General features: G+C 71.9%; 14 protein-coding genes and 1 riboswitch. Of the genes, 8 read left to right on the top strand and 6 right to left on the bottom strand.

What is annotated here, in order from left to right:
• The first annotated feature begins 15 nt into the window (after positions 1-15).
• Positions 16-1,632, top strand: coding sequence for a DUF5691 domain-containing protein (locus tag ACFRIC_RS32295; protein ID WP_382793151.1), 1,617 nt, complete (start codon positions 16-18; stop codon positions 1,630-1,632).
• Between the two features lie 471 nt (positions 1,633-2,103).
• Here ACFRIC_RS32295 and ACFRIC_RS32290 read toward each other — a convergent pair whose 3' ends face one another.
• Entirely contained in the window at positions 2,104-2,520 is a 417-nt protein-coding gene (locus tag ACFRIC_RS32290; protein ID WP_037626795.1) for a cobalamin B12-binding domain-containing protein, read from the bottom strand.
• Between the two features lie 818 nt (positions 2,521-3,338).
• On the opposite strand from ACFRIC_RS32290, the gene ACFRIC_RS32285 reads away from it, so the two are divergent.
• Positions 3,339-4,202, top strand: a complete 864-nt coding sequence (locus ACFRIC_RS32285; RefSeq protein WP_382793148.1) for an esterase/lipase family protein — start codon at positions 3,339-3,341, stop codon at positions 4,200-4,202.
• A gap of 334 nt (positions 4,203-4,536) precedes the next feature.
• Complete coding sequence (locus ACFRIC_RS32280; RefSeq protein WP_382793146.1) at positions 4,537-6,225, top strand: M23 family metallopeptidase; 1,689 nt, start codon at positions 4,537-4,539, stop codon at positions 6,223-6,225.
• Positions 6,226-6,357: 132 nt separating this feature from the next.
• Here ACFRIC_RS32280 and pcrA read toward each other — a convergent pair whose 3' ends face one another.
• Positions 6,358-8,844 (bottom strand): DNA helicase PcrA, encoded by a 2,487-nt coding sequence (gene pcrA / locus ACFRIC_RS32275; RefSeq protein ID WP_382793143.1) that lies wholly within the window; start codon positions 8,842-8,844, stop codon positions 6,358-6,360.
• A gap of 471 nt (positions 8,845-9,315) precedes the next feature.
• A riboswitch (cyclic di-AMP (ydaO/yuaA leader) is annotated at positions 9,316-9,485 on the top strand.
• Positions 9,486-9,492: 7 nt separating this feature from the next.
• On the opposite strand from pcrA, the gene ACFRIC_RS32270 reads away from it, so the two are divergent.
• Together ACFRIC_RS32270 and ACFRIC_RS32265 are read left to right on the top strand one after the other, a co-directional pair.
• Positions 9,493-10,674, top strand: a complete 1,182-nt coding sequence (locus ACFRIC_RS32270) for an NlpC/P60 family protein (protein ID WP_382793140.1) — start codon at positions 9,493-9,495, stop codon at positions 10,672-10,674.
• A 133-nt stretch (positions 10,675-10,807) separates the two neighbouring features.
• Positions 10,808-11,800 (top strand): tellurite resistance/C4-dicarboxylate transporter family protein, encoded by a 993-nt coding sequence (locus tag ACFRIC_RS32265; protein WP_382793138.1) that lies wholly within the window; start codon positions 10,808-10,810, stop codon positions 11,798-11,800.
• Here ACFRIC_RS32265 and ACFRIC_RS32260 read toward each other — a convergent pair.
• The gene (locus tag ACFRIC_RS32260) at positions 11,778-12,131 is read right to left on the bottom strand and encodes a hypothetical protein (RefSeq protein WP_382793136.1); all 354 of its coding nucleotides are present in this window, start codon (positions 12,129-12,131) and stop codon (positions 11,778-11,780) included. The two genes, ACFRIC_RS32265 and ACFRIC_RS32260, sit on opposite strands and share 23 nt — an antisense overlap.
• 443 nt (positions 12,132-12,574) lie before the next feature.
• Here ACFRIC_RS32260 and ACFRIC_RS32255 point away from each other — a divergent pair, with 443 nt between their 5' ends.
• Positions 12,575-13,675 (top strand): NlpC/P60 family protein, encoded by a 1,101-nt coding sequence (locus ACFRIC_RS32255; RefSeq protein ID WP_382793133.1) that lies wholly within the window; start codon positions 12,575-12,577, stop codon positions 13,673-13,675.
• A 9-nt stretch (positions 13,676-13,684) separates the two neighbouring features.
• Here ACFRIC_RS32255 and ACFRIC_RS32250 read toward each other — a convergent pair whose 3' ends face one another.
• Positions 13,685-14,437, bottom strand: a complete 753-nt coding sequence (locus ACFRIC_RS32250; RefSeq protein ID WP_382793131.1) for a LuxR C-terminal-related transcriptional regulator — start codon at positions 14,435-14,437, stop codon at positions 13,685-13,687.
• Complete coding sequence (locus tag ACFRIC_RS32245; protein ID WP_355766706.1) at positions 14,434-15,723, bottom strand: PspC domain-containing protein; 1,290 nt, start codon at positions 15,721-15,723, stop codon at positions 14,434-14,436. The genes ACFRIC_RS32250 and ACFRIC_RS32245 overlap by 4 nt, the downstream gene beginning before the upstream one ends.
• A gap of 176 nt (positions 15,724-15,899) precedes the next feature.
• On the opposite strand from ACFRIC_RS32245, the gene ACFRIC_RS32240 reads away from it, so the two are divergent.
• A complete protein-coding gene (locus ACFRIC_RS32240; protein WP_382793128.1) occupies positions 15,900-17,282 on the top strand; it encodes a PspC domain-containing protein in 1,383 nt (460 codons plus the stop codon).
• Positions 17,269-17,481: a hypothetical protein gene (locus ACFRIC_RS32235; RefSeq protein ID WP_382793125.1), complete on the top strand. Its 213-nt coding sequence runs from the start codon at positions 17,269-17,271 to the stop codon at positions 17,479-17,481. The genes ACFRIC_RS32240 and ACFRIC_RS32235 overlap by 14 nt, the downstream gene beginning before the upstream one ends.
• Positions 17,482-17,536: 55 nt before the next feature.
• On the opposite strand, the gene ACFRIC_RS32230 is transcribed toward ACFRIC_RS32235, so the two are convergent.
• Positions 17,537-18,061, bottom strand: a complete 525-nt coding sequence (locus tag ACFRIC_RS32230) for a DoxX family protein (RefSeq protein WP_382793123.1) — start codon at positions 18,059-18,061, stop codon at positions 17,537-17,539.
• Positions 18,062-18,446 lie beyond the last annotated feature (385 nt).

The raw sequence follows: 18,446 nt of genomic DNA, 5'->3' as shown, positions 1-18,446 counted from the left end.
ACGGAAAGGACGCTCATGACCACCACACCGGCTTCGACGGGCGCAGCCGTCGGCGGCTCCTGGGAGGAGCTCGTCACCGTGGCGCTGCTCGGCACGGAGCGGCGCGCGCTTCCCGGACAACAGCCCGGGCGGCAGGCTCCGGTGGCGCTGCTGGACGCGGCGGCCGTGGAGACCGTGCGGCGGCGGGCCGGGGTGCGGCCGGCACGGGCGGCGGCCCTTCCGGAACCCGCGGCACCGGACCCGCGGACCCCGCTGCCCCCCGCCGCTGCCCGCAGGCTCTCCACCCTGCTGGCGGACCGCCCCGGAACGGGCGGCGGTGGCCGCAGGGGCGCGGCGCCCGACCTCGTCGAGCTGCTGCCCCAGTGGCTGGCCCTGGCCAACGCGCGCGGTTTCGCCGCGCCCCCGCAGGCACTTCCGGCGCTCCTCGACGCGGCCCGCGGGCGCACCGACCTGCGGCCCGCCGCCCTCGCCTTCGCCGGGCCGCGGGCCCTGTGGCTGGCCGGGCTGAACCCGGAGTGGCGGTTCGCGCTGCGCACCTCATCGGGCGGCGCCACCGCACTGCCGGAGGCGCCCGAGGACATACAACGGCTGTGGCAGGAAGGGCTGTTCGCGGAGCGGGTCGCTCTGCTGGCGGCGGTACGGGCCGAGGACCCTGCCGCCGGACGGGCCCTGCTCGTCACGACCTGGTCGACCGAGCGTGCCGAGGACCGGTTGATGTTCCTCGACTCCCTCCGCTCCGGGCTGTCCGCCGAGGACGAGACGTTCCTCGAAGGCGCCCTGACGGACCGCAGCCGCAACGTGCGGGCGACGGCGGCCGAGCTGCTGTCCGCGCTGCCGGGGTCCGCGCTCGCCGCGCGGATGGCGGACCGGGCCGCCTCCTGCGTGGCCGTCGACCACACGCGGGAGGCCCCGGTGATCACGGTCGAGGCGCCGCACGAGTGCGACGCCGCGATGGAGCGGGACGGGGTGGTGGCGAAACCCCCGGCCCGCCGGGGCGAACGGTCCTGGTGGCTGGGCCAGCTCGTCGAGGCGGCACCGCTCGCGACCTGGGGCGAGCGGCTCGGGGGCCGTTCGCCGGAAGAGGTGGTGGCCCTGCCCGTGGCGGACGGCTGGCAGGGGGAACTGCACGCGGCCTGGTGCCGGGCGGCGGTGCGGCAGCGTGATCCCGCGTGGTCGAGGGCACTCCTCGGGCCGCCCTCCGCTCCGGAGGCCGGAGGGCCGGGAGCGGTGTCACTGGCCGAGCGGGCCAAGCTGCTCGCCACCCTGAGCGCCGGGGAGCGGGCCGACTGGGTGGCCGGTTTCATCGGCACGCACGGACTGTCCGAGGCGTTCCAACTGCTCGGGGTGTGCGCGGTGCCCTGGGCGGGCGGACTGGGGCGGGCGGTGGTGGACGCGCTCGACATCGCGCGGGACGCGGGGAGCTTCCCGTGGAGCTTCAGCGGGGTGATGGGGCTGGCCGAGCGCTGCCTGGACCCGGCGGAGGCAGGGCGGCTCGAAGGTCTCACCTCGGTCCCCGACGAGTCGGAGCACGCGGCACCGGGGTCCGGGGACTACTGGGCCGAGGCCTTCCAGCGGCTCGTGACGACCCTGCGCCTGAGAGCGACCATGTCCGCCGAACTCACGTCCCCCTGACCGCCCCGGCATCGCCGCCGGTCGGGCGATCGGCAACGGGCCCGGCGCCCGAACCCGCCGGGGGTTCCGCCCGGCCCGCGTGGGCCCCCTGTCCCAGGAACACCGGAAGCACCCAGGACCCGGTCCGGCCCGAAACCCCGGAGAACCCGTGCGCTCGAAGGGGGCGTGCACCGGTCACCCGGCGAAGCCGGACCCCCTCCGGCGCCGAACACCCCCGGCACCGGCGACAGCGAAGATCACCGGCGTCCGCACGAACCACCAGGGACACCGGCGGTCACGCGGGCGCGGCACGTCGGCGGTCACGCGGGCCGGCGCGGGCACCCGGCGGCCATGCGGGCGCGGCACGATCGGCGCAGCAGTCACGCGGGCAGGCGCAAGCCCGCCCGGTGGCCGCGCGGGCAGAGGTGCAGGACCCTGCGCCCCGCCGGCACCCGGGCAGGCGTGGGCACCCGGGAAGGCGCAGGCGCCCGGTCACGCTCCGGCGGGCTGCCTGACGTTCGCCCGGACCCAGTCCACGATGGACACCGTCGTCGCGCCCGGGGTGAAGATCTCCGCGACGCCCTTCTCCTTGAGGGGAGCGATGTCCGCCTCGGGGATGATGCCGCCGCCGAAGACCTTGATGTCCTCGGCCTCGCGCTCCTTCAGGAGGGCGATGACGGCCGCGAAGAGCGTGTTGTGGGCGCCGGACAGGATGGACAGGCCGATCGCGTCGGCGTCCTCCTGGATCGCGGTGTCGACGATCTGCTCCGGGGTCTGATGAAGCCCGGTGTAGATGACCTCCATACCGGCGTCGCGCAGCGCCCGCGCGATCACCTTGGCCCCACGATCGTGGCCGTCGAGCCCCGGCTTGGCCACCACCACGCGGATCGGACCGGCTGCCACACCCATCACTGCCTCCATGAACGGACTACTTCAAACCTGCACCGACAAGGACTGCCGACACATGCCTGCGACGACCGCCGCCGGACCACGACCGACGACTGGCCGAAATCCACCGATTGATCCACCGATTGCTTCATCGATTGATTCACCGATTGACCAGTATTGACTACCCGCTGTCACCAACAGGCGTCCGTCGACCGTGCCGACTACTGACCATCGACACATATCGCTCAGTTTTCCGCTCGCCACACCGGATCACTCCGGAACACCGATCGCGCCAAGCGGCACAGGCGTCCCGGGCCCTTTCGGCCCGGGAAGTGAACGAACGTTATCGCCAGCATCCCGCAACCGGCAGTTTCGCGGTGGAGACCGAGGGGGAAATCACACACTGGGACAAGTTCGCCGCGCACGGTTCCGTACGGCGGCACTGGCGCCGCAGGGATCTGCGGCGTACGGGCCTCGGCCGGAGCGGGCGCAAGAAGAGCCGCGACCAGGTGGCCGCACATCGCGTCGTCAGCGGGACGACATGGTGCTGGGGCACATCGGCGACGGCACGACAGCGGGGAGCGCGGCCGGGCAGCAGGACAGCGGAACACGAAGGCGACTCCACGCCACGACACGCAGCCGTCGCATCCAGCACGGCCGACGGTCGGGGAGCCGGGGTCGGCGTCGTATACCGCGCCCTTCGCCGAGCGCTCCGCAGCGTCACCGGTCTCACACGCCGGGGACGTGTCGTGGACCGCCGCCGTCGCCGACCTCACGGCTTTCCACTAGGGCACACGGGGGACGGAGTGGTCCTCCCGCGTGCCGACTGGAGGTCGGCCATGAAGGTGACCGAGGCTGCGTCGCCCTTTCTCCCCCTGTGCCAGCGCCTGTTTCCGACGAAACTGGCCGGGCTCTCGGTGGCCCTGCTGAAGGCCACGGCACTGGAGCTCGCGATCCTCGCCGGGCACCTCCTCCTCTATCCCTCCGGCATCACGCAGGAGCGCCGCACCGGACGTCCGCTCCCCCCACCCGACGTGACGGCCACGCTCCCCACCGAGTCCAAGCCCCCGGTCGTCCTGCTGCACGGCTTCATCGACAACCGCTCCGTCTTCGTCCTGCTGCGCCGCAATCTCGCCCAGCACGGCAGGCAGCACATCGAGTCCCTGAACTACTCGCCGCTGACGTGCGACATCCGTACGGCGGCGGAACTGCTCGGCCGGCACATCGAGGAGATCTGCGAGCGCACGGGCCATGACCGCGTGGACATCGTCGGGCACAGCCTCGGCGGACTGATCGCGCGCTACTACGTCCAGTGCCTCGGCGGCGACACCCACGTCCGCACCCTCGTCACGCTCGGCACCCCGCACTCGGGCACCCGGGTCGCGCCGCTGATGAACGCGCACCCGATCGTCCGGCAGATGCGCCCCGGTTCCCCCGTGATCGAGGAACTGACCGGCCCCGCTCCGGGCTGCCGTACGCAGTTCGTCAGCTTCTGGAGCGATCTCGACCACCTGATGGACCCGCTGGAGACGGCCTGCGTCGAGCACCCCGACCTGCTCGCCCAGAACGTCCGCGTGAGCGGTGTCGGCCATCTCGCGCTGCCCGTGCATCCGGCCGTCGCGACCGGCATCCGGCAGGCACTCGACATCGAGATGTCCGGAGCTCGCGCCGTGGCCCGCAGCAGCGGACTCACGGTGGCGTGACGGTGGCGATGGTGTGAGAGCCGGCCCCATGGTGGCGTGAGGTGCCACGGAAGCGCGACGGAAGCACCGCGGAAGCGGTCCGAGGGGGCACGAAACGGTCCGAGGGCGGCCGTCGGGAGGGCTGACGGCCGCCCAACGGCCTTCCCACGGAAGCAAATTCTCGAACACTTATCGAACGCCAGGCCAAGGCCTTGCCCGCCCTCCCCCGAAACACGGCCGAATGCCCGTTTCCTGCGAAGGGGAAACCTGCCGAAGATTGTCGCGCCCGCATACCGCCGGGTACAGTCGCCGCACTGCTCTGCCAGCCCCTGTTGTCGAGGCGAAAGAGAAGTTGGTGAACGACCGTCACCCGTCGGGGATCGCGACTCCCCCGGCCCCGGCTTCCGACGCCGCCTCGGCGTCCTACGCGTCCTACGGCGCGCAAGAAGCCCAGTACGGCGACTTCACCGCGTACGCCGACCACTCCGCCACCGCCTTCGACCCGGGCGCGGCCACCATGGGCGCCTACGCCGGCTCGGACTTCGCCGGAGACCCGCTCTTCGGCACCATGCCGAACGGGGCCGGCACCGGCTCGTACGACGCCACGCAGTGGAACGCGGGGATCCAGCAGCCGATGGGCTATGACCCGTACGCCGCGCAGCACACGGCCTACGACACCGGCGCCCACGACTCGACGGCCTGGACGAACGGCTACCAGCAGCTCACCGACATCCCCGCGCAGCATCCCGGCCCCGACGCCTCGGGCCAGTGGGACGCCAACGCCTGGATCCAGCCCGAGCAGCCCCTCGACGGCACCCAGCAGTGGACGGTGCCGACGCAGGAGACCGGCGCGTACGACGCCACGCAGTGGAACAGCGCCGGCGGCCAGGGCATGTACGAGGCCTACGAGCACCCGCGGACGGAGACGTACGAGCACGCGCAGACGGAGACGTACGAGCACGCCGGGACGGACCCGTACGACCAGCCGCAGCCGGAGTCCGCGTCGTACGACCACGCACTGACGCAGCTCGACATGACGTACGAGGGGACGCCTGACGCGGCGGACGCGGTGCCCTTCGACCAGCAGGCGACCACGACCTTCGACCACGCGGTCCACGGTCGGCCCGACACCGGCGGGAGCGAGGCCGGGTTCGACCCGGCCGAGGACTTCGCGGACACGGACGGCCCCGACGACCACGACCCGTACGACCCGTACGACGAGGACCGCGAGCGGCCGCTGCTGGAGGACCAGGAGGAGATCACCCCGGTCCGCCACCCCGTGCCCCGCGGTGGCTCCCGCGCCCGGCGCCGCAGCCCCGCGAAACGTTCCGCTCTGCTGACCGTCGCGGTGCCCTCGGCCTGTGTCATGGGGGTCGCGGGGATCGCCGCCGCCTCCGTGGGCGGTGTCGGCGGCCTCGGCGGGAACGACTCGAAGGACACCACGGCCAGCGCCTCCGACACGACCCCGGTGAAGCCGTCGGCCGCCAACGTCAAGCTGGACACCCAGCTCCAGAGTCTGTCCGCCGGCGCGGACGACTTCGCCGACCGGGCGAGCCGCACGCAGGAACGTATCGACCTCAAGGCGCAGCAGGCGACGGAGAAGAAGAAGGCGGCGGAGGAGGCGGCCCGCAAGGAGCGGCTGCGTCCGAAGTTCGCCCTTCCCGTCGGGCAGCACGGCCTCAGCGCCTACTTCGGCCAGGCAGGCGTCAACTGGATGTCCGTGCACACGGGCATCGACTTCCCCGTCTCCTACGGGACGCCGGTGATGGCCGCGACGGACGGGACCGTCCGGACGCAGTGGAACAGCGCGTACGGCAACATGATGATCGTGACCGCGATGGACGGCACGGAGACGTGGTACTGCCACCTCTCCACGTACAAGGTCGCCTCGGGCACCACCATCAAGGCCGGCGAGCAGATCGCCTTCTCGGGGAACTCCGGCAACTCGACCGGCCCGCACCTGCACTTCGAGGTCCGCCCGGCGGGCGGCGCGGCGATCGACCCGCTGCCGTGGCTGCGCAGCCACGGCCTGGACCCCACGTAACGACCCCGATCGCGGGCGGGAACCCGGCCGCCGCGTGCCCTCGGGCAGAAACCCGGCGCCCGTGGCCCTCGGCCGCCCGTCTCCGGACGGCCGACGGCCCCGCGCACGGTCTCGCGGACCGTCGCTCGCGGACTACAGCTTCTCCACCGGCGCGTACCGCAGCAGCAGTCGCTTCGGCTTGGGCTCTCCGAAGTCGACCGTCGCCTCCGCGTTCGCGCCCGTCCCCTTCACGCCGACGACGGTGCCGAGGCCGAACTGGTCGTGCGTGACCCGGTCGCCGACGGCCAGCGAGACCACCGGCTTCTCGGTGGCACCGCGGCGGGTGGCGAACCCGGAGGCACCCGAGGCCGCGGACCGCGAACGCGAGGACGAGAGCGAGGCGGCGACACCGGAGACGGGACCCGCGGGCCGGGACGCCGTCGCTCCCGTGCGCTTCCAGTCCAGATGGGTCGCCGGGATCTCCTCCAGGAAGCGGGAGGGCGGGTTGTACGAGGGCTGCCCCCACGCACTGCGCATGGAGGACCGGGTGAGGTAGAGCCGCTCACGGGCGCGGGTGATGCCGACGTACGCCAGGCGCCGCTCCTCCTCCAGCTCCTTGACCTGTCCGAGCGCGCGCATGTGCGGGAAGACGCCGTCCTCCATGCCGGTCAGGAAGACCACGGGGAACTCGAGGCCCTTGGCGGTGTGCAGGGTCATCAGGGTGATGACGCCGTTGCCGTCCTCCTCGTCCGGGATCTGGTCGGAGTCGGCGACGAGCGCGACCCGCTCCAGGAACGCGGAGAGTCCGGCCGGGGTCTCGTCCTCGCCGGTCTCCTGCTCGAACTCCAGGGCCACGGCGGCGAGTTCCTGGAGGTTCTCGATCCGGGTCTCGTCCTGCGGGTCGGTCGAGGCCTGCAACTCGGCGAGATAGCCGGTGCGTTCGAGGACGGCCTCCAGGATGGTCGCCGGGCCCGCACCGGACTCGACGATCGTACGGAGGTCCTCCATGAGCGTGTTGAACCGCTTGACCGCGTTGGTGGAGCGCGCGGCCATGCCGTAGGCCTCGTCGACGCGGCGCAGCGCCTGCGGGAAGCTGATCTTCTCGCGCTGCGCCAGGGCGTCGATCATCGCCTCGGCGCGGTCGCCGATCCCGCGCTTGGGCACGTTCAGGATGCGGCGCATGGGGACCGAGTCCTCGGGGTTGGCCAGCACCCTGAGGTAGGCGAGGACGTCCCGGACCTCCTTGCGCTCGTAGAAGCGGACACCGCCGACGACCTTGTACGGCAGGCCGACGCGGATGAAGATCTCTTCGAAGACACGGGACTGCGCGTTCGTGCGGTAGAAGACCGCGACGTCGCCGGCCCTGGCGTCGCCCGCGTCGGTGAGGCGGTCTATCTCTTCGGCGACGAACTGGGCCTCGTCGTGCTCGGTGTCCGCGACGTAGCCCGTGATGTTCGAGCCGGCGCCCGCGTTGGTCCACAGGTTCTTGGGGCGGCGGGACTCGTTGCGCTCGATGACCGCGTTGGCGGCGGACAGGATCGTCTGGGTGGAGCGGTAGTTCTGCTCCAGGAGGATCGTCGTCGCGTTCGGGTAGTCCTCCTCGAACTGGAGGATGTTGCGGATGGTCGCGCCGCGGAAGGCGTAGATCGACTGGTCCGCGTCACCCACGACGCACAGCTCGGCCGGAGGCAGGTCGTACTCGCTGGGCGGTACGTCCACGGGGTGCTCGGAGGTCCCCACGAGTTCGCGGACGAGGGCGTACTGGGCGTGATTGGTGTCCTGGTACTCGTCGACGAGGACGTGCCGGAAGCGGCGGCGGTAGTGCTCGGCGACGTCCGGGAAGGCGCGCAGCAGGTTGACCGTGGTCATGATCAGGTCGTCGAAGTCGAGCGCGTTGGCCTCGCGCAGCCTCGACTGGTACATCGCGTACGCCTGGGCGAGGGTCTTCTCGAAGCCGTCGGCGGCCTGGGCGGCGAAGTCCTCCTCGTCGATCAGCTCGTTCTTCAGGTTCGAGATCTTGGCACTGAACGACTTCGGCGGGAACCGCTTGGGGTCGAGGTCGAGATCACGGCAGACGAGGGCCATCAGGCGCTTGGAGTCGGCGGCGTCGTAGATCGAGAAGGACGAGGTGAAGCCGAGGGTCTTGCTCTCGCGGCGGAGGATGCGGACGCAGGCGCTGTGGAAGGTCATCACCCACATCGCGTTGGCGCGCGGGCCGACGAGCGCCTCGACACGCTCCTTCATCTCACCGGCGGCCTTGTTGGTGAACGTGATCGCGAGGATCTGGCCGGGGTGGACGTCGCGCTCGCCCAGCAGGTGCGCGATGCGGTGGGTGAGCACACGCGTCTTGCCCGAGCCGGCGCCGGCCACGATGAGCAGCGGGGAGCCGGAGTGCACCACGGCCGCGCGCTGGTTCTCGTTCAGTCCGTCCAGCAGGGCCGCGGGGTCCACGGCGGGCCTGGGCGCGCCGTCGCGGTAGTACGCGTCCCGGCTCGGCGGCAGGTCGAACTTCCCGCCGAACAGATCGTCCGGAACCGGCTCCGGTACGTGATCGTCCTCGGGCGGCGGCGGGTGTTCGTCCTCGTGGCCCGCGGAGGGCTTGAGGTTCGCCAGGAAGCTGTCGTCAAAGAGGCTGCTCATCGCTCTCCGAGTCTAGGCCGCCCCACTGACAGCCCGCCGCCACCCCGAGAACTCGGCCCGAAGTCGTGACGAGGCGCCCGGCGGACACCAGGTAAGCCCCCTGCCTCCGCCGAGATCCCACCCCGCGACCGTGCGCGACCGTACGGGCACCCGGCGTGAAGGGTCGCCCCGGACCGTGGTCGAGGCATGCGCCCGTCGCCGCCCGCACTGCCCCCGCGACACCAGCGACATGTGCCGCACCCCCGGCACCTGTGCACCGCCGCACCCGCCGCACCCGGCCGCACCCGCGACACCTGTGGCGTCTGCCGCACCTGGCGCACTGCCGCCCTGGCGCACTGCCGCTCTGCCGCACCTGGCGAATGGTCACGAAAATGTATCGGACGTATCGGGCATCAACCTTCACACGGGCCACACCCGTTGGCTAGCGTGCTCGAAGGCCGCTCGACCGCATCCGGCGAACTCCGCCGGGCCGGGCGGCCTCCGCCGAATCCGGTGTGCCGCGAGGCCCCGGAGCCGGGGACCCACCGACTTTGGGGTGAATCGGTCCAACCGCCCCGTGGGGCACGGACCGTAGGGCAGCCTTCCGGAACCACCCGCCCGAACCCGACAGCTAACTCGGCAGGCGGATGACGGAAGGAGTCGCCTCTCTTGGCGTCACACCGCAAGGCGCGTCCCACCGGCACGCGCATCGGGGGCATACGGACCCCCTTCCTCGCCACAGCGGCACTCACCTCCGTGGCCCTGCTCTCCCAGACCGCCGACGCCACCCCCTCGGCCGAGCCCCGGCCCAGCATCGAAGAGGTCTCCAAGAAGGTCGACGACCTCTACCACCAGGCCGAGACCGCCACCGACAAGTACAACGCGACCCGGGAGAAGACCGCCGAGCAGCGCAAGCGCGTCGACACCCTGCTCGACGACGTCGCCCAGCGCACCGAGAAGCTCAACAGCGCGCGCGAGGAACTGGGGACGTTCGCCGCGGCGCAGTACCGCACGGGGGCCGCCGCGCCCTCCACCGCGACCCTGCTGCTCGCCGACAACCCCCAGGACTACTTCGACCAGACCCAGTTGATGAGCCGCCTGACGACCCGCCAGAAGGCGGCCGTCGACGACTACATCACGGAGCAGGCGGCCACCACCAAGAAGCGGACGGAGGCCACCGAGAGCCTGGAGTCGCTGACCGCCTCGCAGAAGGCGCTCAAGACGTCCAAGGCCGACGTGCAGCGCAAGCTCTCCGAGGCCCGGGATCTGCTCTCGAAGCTGAACTCCGAGGAAAAGGCGCGGCTGGCGGCGATCGAGAAGAAGAAGCGGGAACAGGCCGCGGCCAAGGCGGCGGAGCTGGCGAAGCAGCAGGCCGCCGCGGAGAAGGCCGCCCAGTCGCAGTCCTCGTCGGACGGCACGGCCGACCCGGCCACCGGCTCGGCCGCCGGCTCGACGGCCGGGTCGTCGTCGGGATCGACGACCACGAGCTCCTCGTCGAAGGCGGCGGAGGCGCTCGCGTTCGCCCGCGCGCAGATCGGCAAGCCGTACGTCTGGGGCGCCACCGGCCCGGACTCCTACGACTGCTCGGGCCTGACCCAGGCCGCCTGGAAGGCCGCGGGCGTCAGCCTCCCGCGCGTCACCTACGACCAGGTGAACGCCGGCACGACGGTCTCCCTCGCCGACGCCCGGCCCGGCGACCTGGTCTTCTTCTACGACGACATCAGCCACGTCGGCATCTACATCGGCGACGGCATGATGATCCACGCGCCGAAGCCGGGAGCGTACGTCCGCGAGGAGTCGATCTACTACGACGGCACCTCGGCGATCCACAGCGTGGTGCGCCCGGCGTAGCCCGGACGCGGAAGCCCCTCTCGCGGGGCACGGGCGCCGGGGTCTGCCGATCCCCGCGCGCGTGCCCCGCGTTTTCGTCGCCGCCCGCGCGTGGCCCGCCCGCAACCGCTCGACGGGTCCCTAGCATCGACGCATGCCAGACACACCGGACATGACGGACACCATTCCGCTCCGCGCCTGGTGGGCGGGGTGGGCCCCCGCCGCCGGCGCCGCCGTCATGGCCACCGGCATCCTCTCGACCGGGCTGTACCTGACCGGCTACGAGGTCCTGTCGCGGATCGCGCTGGTCCTCGCGTCGCTCGCCTGGGTCGGGCTCGCCTCGGACTTCCTCGCCCGCCTGGTGGGCGACCGGGCGCAATGGGCGCGACGGGCCGCCGCCCCGGCGGGGCTCGACGCGGTCGCGGCGACCACCGTGCTCGGCACCCGGTTCGCGACCCTTGGATGGCGGACGCTCGCCGAGGTCCTGCTCGCGCTGTCGGCCGTGCTCTGGCCGGTCCTGCTGCTGACCGTGCTGCGGCACTGGCGGCGCCGGATGGCGGGAGAGGTGTTCCTCGTCTGCGTGGCCACGCAGGGGCTCTCGGTCCTCGGCTCGACGATCGCCGCCGAGGTGGGCTCGGACTGGCTGGCGCACGCCGCGATGACGCTGTTCTGGGTGGGGGTCGCGCTCTACGTCGTCTCGTTCGCGAACTTCGACCCGCGGGAGGTGCGGAAGGGCGCCGGGGACCACTGGATCGCGGCCGGCGCGCTGGGCATCTCGGCGCTGGCCGGGGCCGGGCTCGTCGTGGCGCACGACGTGAATCCGTATCTGTGGAACAACGACGACCAGGGCGTCCTGCGCGCCACGACCGGCGCGCTGCTCGTGCTGGACCTCGTCTGCTACTTCCTGCTGGCCGTCGCGGAGGTGGTGTGGCCGCGCCCGCGGTACGACGTACGGCGCTGGTCGTCCGTCTTCCCGATGGGGATGTCGGCGGTGGCCACGCTCGCGGTCTCGGCCGCCCTCGACGTCTTCTGGCTCAAGGGGACCGGGCAGGTGCTGCTGTGGATCGCGGTGGCGGCCTGGCTCCTGGCGGTCGTGGGTACCGCTCTCGCCTTCGGATCCGAGGTCAGGTCCACAGGACGGCGATGAAGATGTTCGTGACGGTCAGCAGTCCGACCAGGCCGAAGAGGCGCTTGTCGACCGTCTCGTCGTCCCGCTTCACGTAGACGAGCCCGAGGATCACGATCAGCAGGGCCAGCTTCACACCGATCTTGACGGTGTTCACCGTGCCGCCGTCGGCCTGGTTGAGCCCGACCAGGGCGACTCCGGTCACCAGCATGGTCAGCGCGCCGTGCAGCATCGCCGGGACGAAGCGGGCGGTGCCCTTGCCCATCGCCTTCATCTGCGTGAGGAAGCCGCCGAGGAGCGCGGCGATGCCGATGATGTGCAGGCCGACGAAGAGGTGGATGAGTACGCCCATGGGGCCGGAGCCTAACCGCACCCCCTGACGCCCCCGCCGACCGGGCCCCTCCCGACCGGGGCGCCCCAACCTCCACTCTCCCTCCACCCGACCGTCGCGCGTCACCCATAGCACCGGCACCACGCGAACTGTCCGGGATTCGCCGCTTCGGTCATGACCCTGCGTGAAGTCGATGACGTACAGACAGGATCTTGGTCACATTTGGTCACCCGTCGATCCAATCGCGATAGTTCCGTACATAGCGTTACCAACGGCGCACTCTCAGGTTTAGCGTCCTCCACCAGGTGACCGGCTCCCCACCACCGTCCGGGCCAGGGACGGCAGTCGGACACCACCGCCGAGAAGGTCCGGCGGCGGCCCGCTCCCCCTGTGTGCGCCGCCGCCGGACGTGTCACCGCTTGACCGCACCTCAAGGGCGGTCGCACGGAAGGATGTGGGCCCTCGTGGCAGCGCACCGCAAGGCCAGACAGCGCTCGGTCGGCGGAAACACGGCCCGCACGGCGGTCACCATCGCCCTCGCGGGCGCGGCGACGGCCACCGCCTTCGACGGGGTCGGACACGCCGACCCCCAGCTCTCCCCGGCACAGGTGAAGGCCCGGGTCGACAAGCTGTACGAGGAGGCGGAGGCCGCCACCCAGAAGTACGACGGCGCCAAGGAGAAGGCCGGCCAGGCGGAGGCGAAGCTGAGCAAGCTCCGCGACGAGGCGGCCCGCCGGGAGGACCGGCTCAACTCGGCCAGGGACGCGCTGGGTTCGATGGCGGCGGCGCAGTACCGCAGCGGCGGGCTCGACCCCGTGGTGCAGCTCGCGCTCTCCGACCACCCCGATCAGTACCTGGACGGGGCCGCGCTCGCCGAGCGGGTCGGCACCCGGCAGTCGGCCGAGATCGCCGGGGTACGCAAACAGCTCCGCGAGCTGGAGCAGCTGCGCGGGTCGGCGGACATCGAACTGGCCGAGCTCAAGTCGCGGCAGACCGAGCTGAAGCAGCACAAGAAGACGGTCAACGAGAAGCTCGAAGCGGCCCGCCGGCTGCTCGACCGCCTCACTCCGCAGCAGCGCACGCAGTACGCGGAGCGAGGCGGCGCGAACGACGGGCAGCACGTCTCGCGCGACGCCTCGCGTGACCCCGCACCGGTCGCGTCGTCCGGCGCCTCCGGCTCGTCCGGTGCCGCCGCTGCGGGCACCGCGGCGCCCAACTCCCGGGCGGCGGCCGCCGTCGCCTACGCCTACTCGAAGCTCGGCAGCCCCTACGTGTGGGGCGCCACCGGACCCAACGCCTTCGACTGTTCCGGGCTCGCCCAGGCCGCGTACCGATCCGCGGGCGTCTCCCTGCCCCGCACGACCTACTCCCAGATCAACGCCGGCCGACGGGTCACCCTGTCCGAACTCCAGCCCGGCGACCTGGTGTTCTTCTACGCGGGCATCACCCACGTGGGCATCTACATCGGCAACGGCCAGATGATCCACGCCCCGAATCCGTCGGCGCCCGTGCGGGTGGCCCCGATCAGCGAGATGCCCTTCGCCGGGGCCACCCGGGTCGCCTGAGCGCCGGGGTCAGACCAGGCGGCGGGCCGTCGCCCAGCGGGTCAGCTCGTGGCGGTTGGAGAGCTGGAGCTTGCGCAGGACCGCCGAGACGTGCGACTCGACCGTCTTGACGGAGATGAAGAGCTGCTTGGCGATCTCTTTGTACGCGTACCCCCGGGCGATGAGGCGCAGGACCTCGCGTTCGCGCTGGGTGAGGCGGTCCATGTCCTCGTCGACGGGCGGGGCGTCGGTGGAGGCGAAGGCGTCGAGGACGAATCCGGCGAGGCGCGGGGAGAAGACCGCGTCGCCGTCCTGGACGCGGAACACGGAGTCCACGAGATCCGTGCCGGTGATCGTCTTCGTCACATAGCCCCGGGCGCCGCCGCGGATCACACCGATCACGTCCTCGGCGGCGTCCGACACGGACAGCGCGAGGAAGCGGACCGGCTGCTCGGCGTCGGCCATCAACGGAGCGCAGCGGCGCAGCACTTCGACACCGCCGCCGCCGGGAAGATGGACGTCCAGGAGGACGACCTCGGGGCGGGTGGCCGTGATGACCGTGACCGCCTGGTCGACGTCCGCGGCCTCGCCGACCACCTCGACACCGGTCCGCGCGGTCTCCCCGATCTCGGCCTGGACCCCCGTACGGAACATGCGGTGGTCGTCCACGAGCACCACGCGCACCCGGCGCCCGCCCTCGGCGCCGGCTCCCGCGGACGCGGTGGCACCGGAGGTCTCCGCGGCCGAACCGCCGGACTCCACAGGCTCGTTCGTGTCGCTCATGACGTTTTCTCCGCCCTCTCCATCTCCAGCTCGACCTCCGTGCCGCCGTCCGGCACCGCGCGCAGCCGCGCCGTGCCGCCGTTGCGTTCCATGCGGCCGATGATCGATTCTCTGACGCCCATGCGGTCGGCGGGTATCGCGTCGAGGTCGAAGCCCGGGCCGCGGTCGCGGACGGACACGAAGACCGTCCTGCCCTCGACTTCGGCGTAGACCTGTACCGCGCCGCCCTCGCCACCGTACTTGGCGGCGTTCACCATCGCTTCCCTCGCCGCCTGCATCTGCGCGGTCAGCCGGTCGTCGAGGGGGCAGTCGCCCACGACGACGACCTCGATGGGGACGCCGTGCTTGTCCTCCACCTCGGCGGCGTGGCCGCGGACCGCCTCGGCGAGGGTGGCGGGCTCCTCGTCCTCGTCCTTGCCGCTGCCGTCCGGCTTGTACAGCCAGGCGCGCAGATCGCGTTCCTGGGCGCGGGCCAGCCGGCGCACCTCGTTCGCGTTCTCCGCGTTGCGCTGGATCAGGGTGAGGGTGTGCAGCACGGAGTCGTGGACGTGGGCGGCGACCTCGGCCCGTTCCTGCGCGCGGATGCGCATCAGGCGCTCCTCGGACAGGTCCTGGGTCATCCGGATCAGATAGGGGCCCGCGAGCAGGGCGATACCGACGAGGACCGCGAGCGCCGCCTGGAGCACCGAGCCGAGGTGGGCCGCGGAGCCCTGGAGGACGAAGATCCCGGAGACGCCGGCCGTGACGAGCAGCACGCCCGCCGCGGAGCGCAGGAGCGTGAGCGTACGGCGGCGGCGGCCGACCTCCGCCCAGCGGGCCCGCCGCGCGTTGTCCGCCTGGCGCCAGACCAGGGCGACGCCCGCGCCGACGAGGACCGTGGGCCACAGATACGCCTTCGTGCCGCCGCCGAGATTCACGTTGCCGACGAAGACCATGGCCACGACGACCATGAGGAGCAGGGCGACGATCTGGCCCTTGTCCGGCTTGCGGGCCACCAGTCTGCGCCGGCCGTCGGGCGAGGTCTCGGTGGTGAACGCCGGGGTGCGGCCGGAGCCGACGCCGCCGACGCCGAGCGGTACGAAGAACCAGAACGCGGCGTACAGCAGCGCGCCCAGCCCGTCCGCCATGAACAGTCCGACGAACACCAGCCGCACCCAGACCACGGGCAGCCCGAGATGCCCGGCGAGCCCTCGCGCCACTCCCCCGAGCCAGCGTCCGTCGCTGCTTCGGTAGAGCTTGCGCGGGGGCCGCGGGTCGTCGGTGGGCAGGACTGCGGCTTCCGGCATGCCACCGATGTTCACACGCCCGGCCCACCGGAGCATCAGGGTCGGCCCCGGATACTCCCCTGATCTTCGAGAACCGGCGTTCGAACGCCCCCCGCCCTCCCCTCCGGGCGGATATCAGGGTTCGGCCAGGGTCATCCCGACTGCCGCCGCGCCGTCCCGCCCGTCACCATGGACGCATGACAGATCAGCAGCACGCGGCGGCGGAGCCGGAGCCCGGCGCCGCTCCGGGTGACGAGCCGCGTGCTCACGGGGAAGCGGCCGCGGCCCGGCCGGCCGGCGCAGCCGCCGACGCCTCCTCCGAGGTGCCGCGCAGGTTCCGGCGCGACCGCCGGCAGAAGACGCTCGGCGGGGTGTGCGCCGGGCTCGGCCGGCAGTGCGACATGGACCCGGTGATCTTCCGGATCGTGCTCGCGGTGCTCGCCGCGACCGGCGGCATCGGCCTCATCTTCTACGGCTTCGCGTGGCTCTTCGTCCCGTACGACGACGAGGAGGAGAACGAGGTCCGCAAGCTGCTCACCGGCCGGGTCGACGGTCCCGCGCTGACCGCCGTGCTCTTCGCGCTGGTCGGCTGCGGGGTGTTCCTGTCCATGCTCAAGAACGGCAGCGTGCTGACGTTCGCCGTCGTCCTGTCCCTGCTGCTGGCGGGCGCGGGCTACTGGTCGCAGAACCGCGGCGCCGCCGACCCGGACCCGCTGGCCGCGCAGGCCGCCGCCGACGCGCCGCCGGAGGCGAAGGCCCCGCCCGCCCCCGACTCCTATCCCTCGTGGTGGCGCGACCCGATCGTGAAGGACGGTTCGCACGTCGGCGGCACCGGCTACATGTGGGGTCCCGTGGAGACCCGGGACCGCGACGTCGCGGCCGCGCTCAACATCGCCCGCGGCACCTCACGCCCCGTCCCGCGGACGGAACGGGAGCGCGGACCACGCGGCCCCCGTCCGATAGGCGGCCGCGTCTTCCTGCTCGCGCTGCTCGCCGGCGGCCTCACCACCAGCCTGAACTGGCACGACCACGCGCTCGGCACCAGCCTCCAGGCCGGACTGGCCGCCGCGCTCATCGTGTTCGGCCTGGGCATCGCCGTGAGCTCGTTCCGCGGTCGCACGGGCGCGGGAACGGTCTTCCTCGCGGTGATCACGGCCGGTCTCCTGGCGGCCTCGGCGGCCCTGCCGAAGGACATCGGCACCCACTGGGTACGGACGGACTGGACCCCGGCGACCGCGGCCGACGTACGGCCGGGCTACGACCTGGGCACGGGAGTGGGCACCCTCGACCTGAGCGGTGTCGACCTCGCCAAGGGGCAGACCGTGAGGACGAAGGCCGAGGTGGGCGCGGGCCATCTGAAGGTGATCGTCCCCAAGGACGCGACCGTGCGGCTGTCCGTCGAGGTGGGCGTGGGCGACATCCAGCTTCCGGGTGACGACAAGAAGGACGTGGACGTGGAACCGGGCAAGCACAAACGGGTGACACTGCCGCCGGCGACGGGCGCCAAGGGCGGAGGCGTCTTCGACCTCGACCTCCAGGTCGGCGTCGGCCAGGCGGAGGTGGCCCGTGCCTCGTCATGAGTTCCAGCCCGGAAAGCTGGTGGCGGGCCTGTTCCTCACCGCCGGGGGCATCGCCTACGCCGGAGACGCGGGGGGCTGGTGGGACACCGAGTGGTTCGCCATCATCCCCGTCGTCGTGGTCGGGCTCTGCCTGGCGGGCGCCGTGGCCTCGGTGAACCACGCCGTCCGCAGACGCCGCGCGGGGCGGAGCCGCACCTGAACTCCCGCTCCGCCCGCACGGCTTCATGCGGGCCCGGCGATCGAACCCGTCGGGCTCAGTAGCCGGTCCGCTGCTGACGGCGTCGTTTGATCACGGCGTCCAACGACCAGTAGGACGCGCCGGCCAGCAGCAGGGGCGTCCAGCAGAACAGGTACGGGAGGTCGTTGCCGTAGTAGTACGGGTCGGAGGCCCAGCTCACCGTCAGCCACAGGCTGAGCGAGATGAGGGCGCCGCCGAGCGCGGCAAGGCGGGCCAGCAGGCCTATCAGGGTGCCGATCCCGACGGCCAGTTCGCCGAACGCGATGGCGTAGCCGAAGCCGACGGGGTTCTTCAGGGACAGGTCGACGAGGGCCGGTATCGCGGAGGAATCACGCACCGTGCGCATCATGTCGCCGATCGAGCCGGAGCCGGAGGCCTTCAGGAAGGCGCTGTCCGTGAGTTTGTCGAGGCCGGCGTAGATGAAGGTGACGCCCAGGAAGATCCGTAGTGGCAACAGGGCGTAGTGGGTCGCGGTCTCCCGCCAGTCCCGTCGTTCCCCCAGATACTGGGTGTGAGTATCCGTCCGCATACCGTGAGTCATCGCTCTCCGCCACCTCTCACCCGCGTGCCGTTGACCACTCAACAGACCATACGTACGAATCGGTTCCCCGACTCAGCCGAGGGAACCTTTTTCCGGGCCTCACCTCCCAGAACACCCCCCGGCCCCACCTCTCCCACCCACCCAAAAACCTTCCTTCGCCCCCTCCGCCCCTACCCGTCCCACCCCTGGGGCTCCGCCCCAGACCCCGCTCCTCAATCGCCGGAGGGGCTGAATTTTCCCGGCCGGGGCTGAAACTGGCCCCGGACCGGAGAGTGGGCCGAGGGACTGGAACTGGCCCGCTCACCCTGGCCACCGCGCACCCGCAGCCGGGATCCGGCGGGAGGGGACGTGCCGGTACATCACATGCCCGTCGCTTCCCACGGTC

This window comes from Streptomyces sp. NPDC056738 (genome assembly GCF_042790435.1).
In the GTDB taxonomy this organism is placed as follows: Bacteria; Actinomycetota; Actinomycetes; order Streptomycetales; family Streptomycetaceae; genus Streptomyces.
This window is presented reverse-complemented; position numbering and strand designations above follow the sequence as displayed.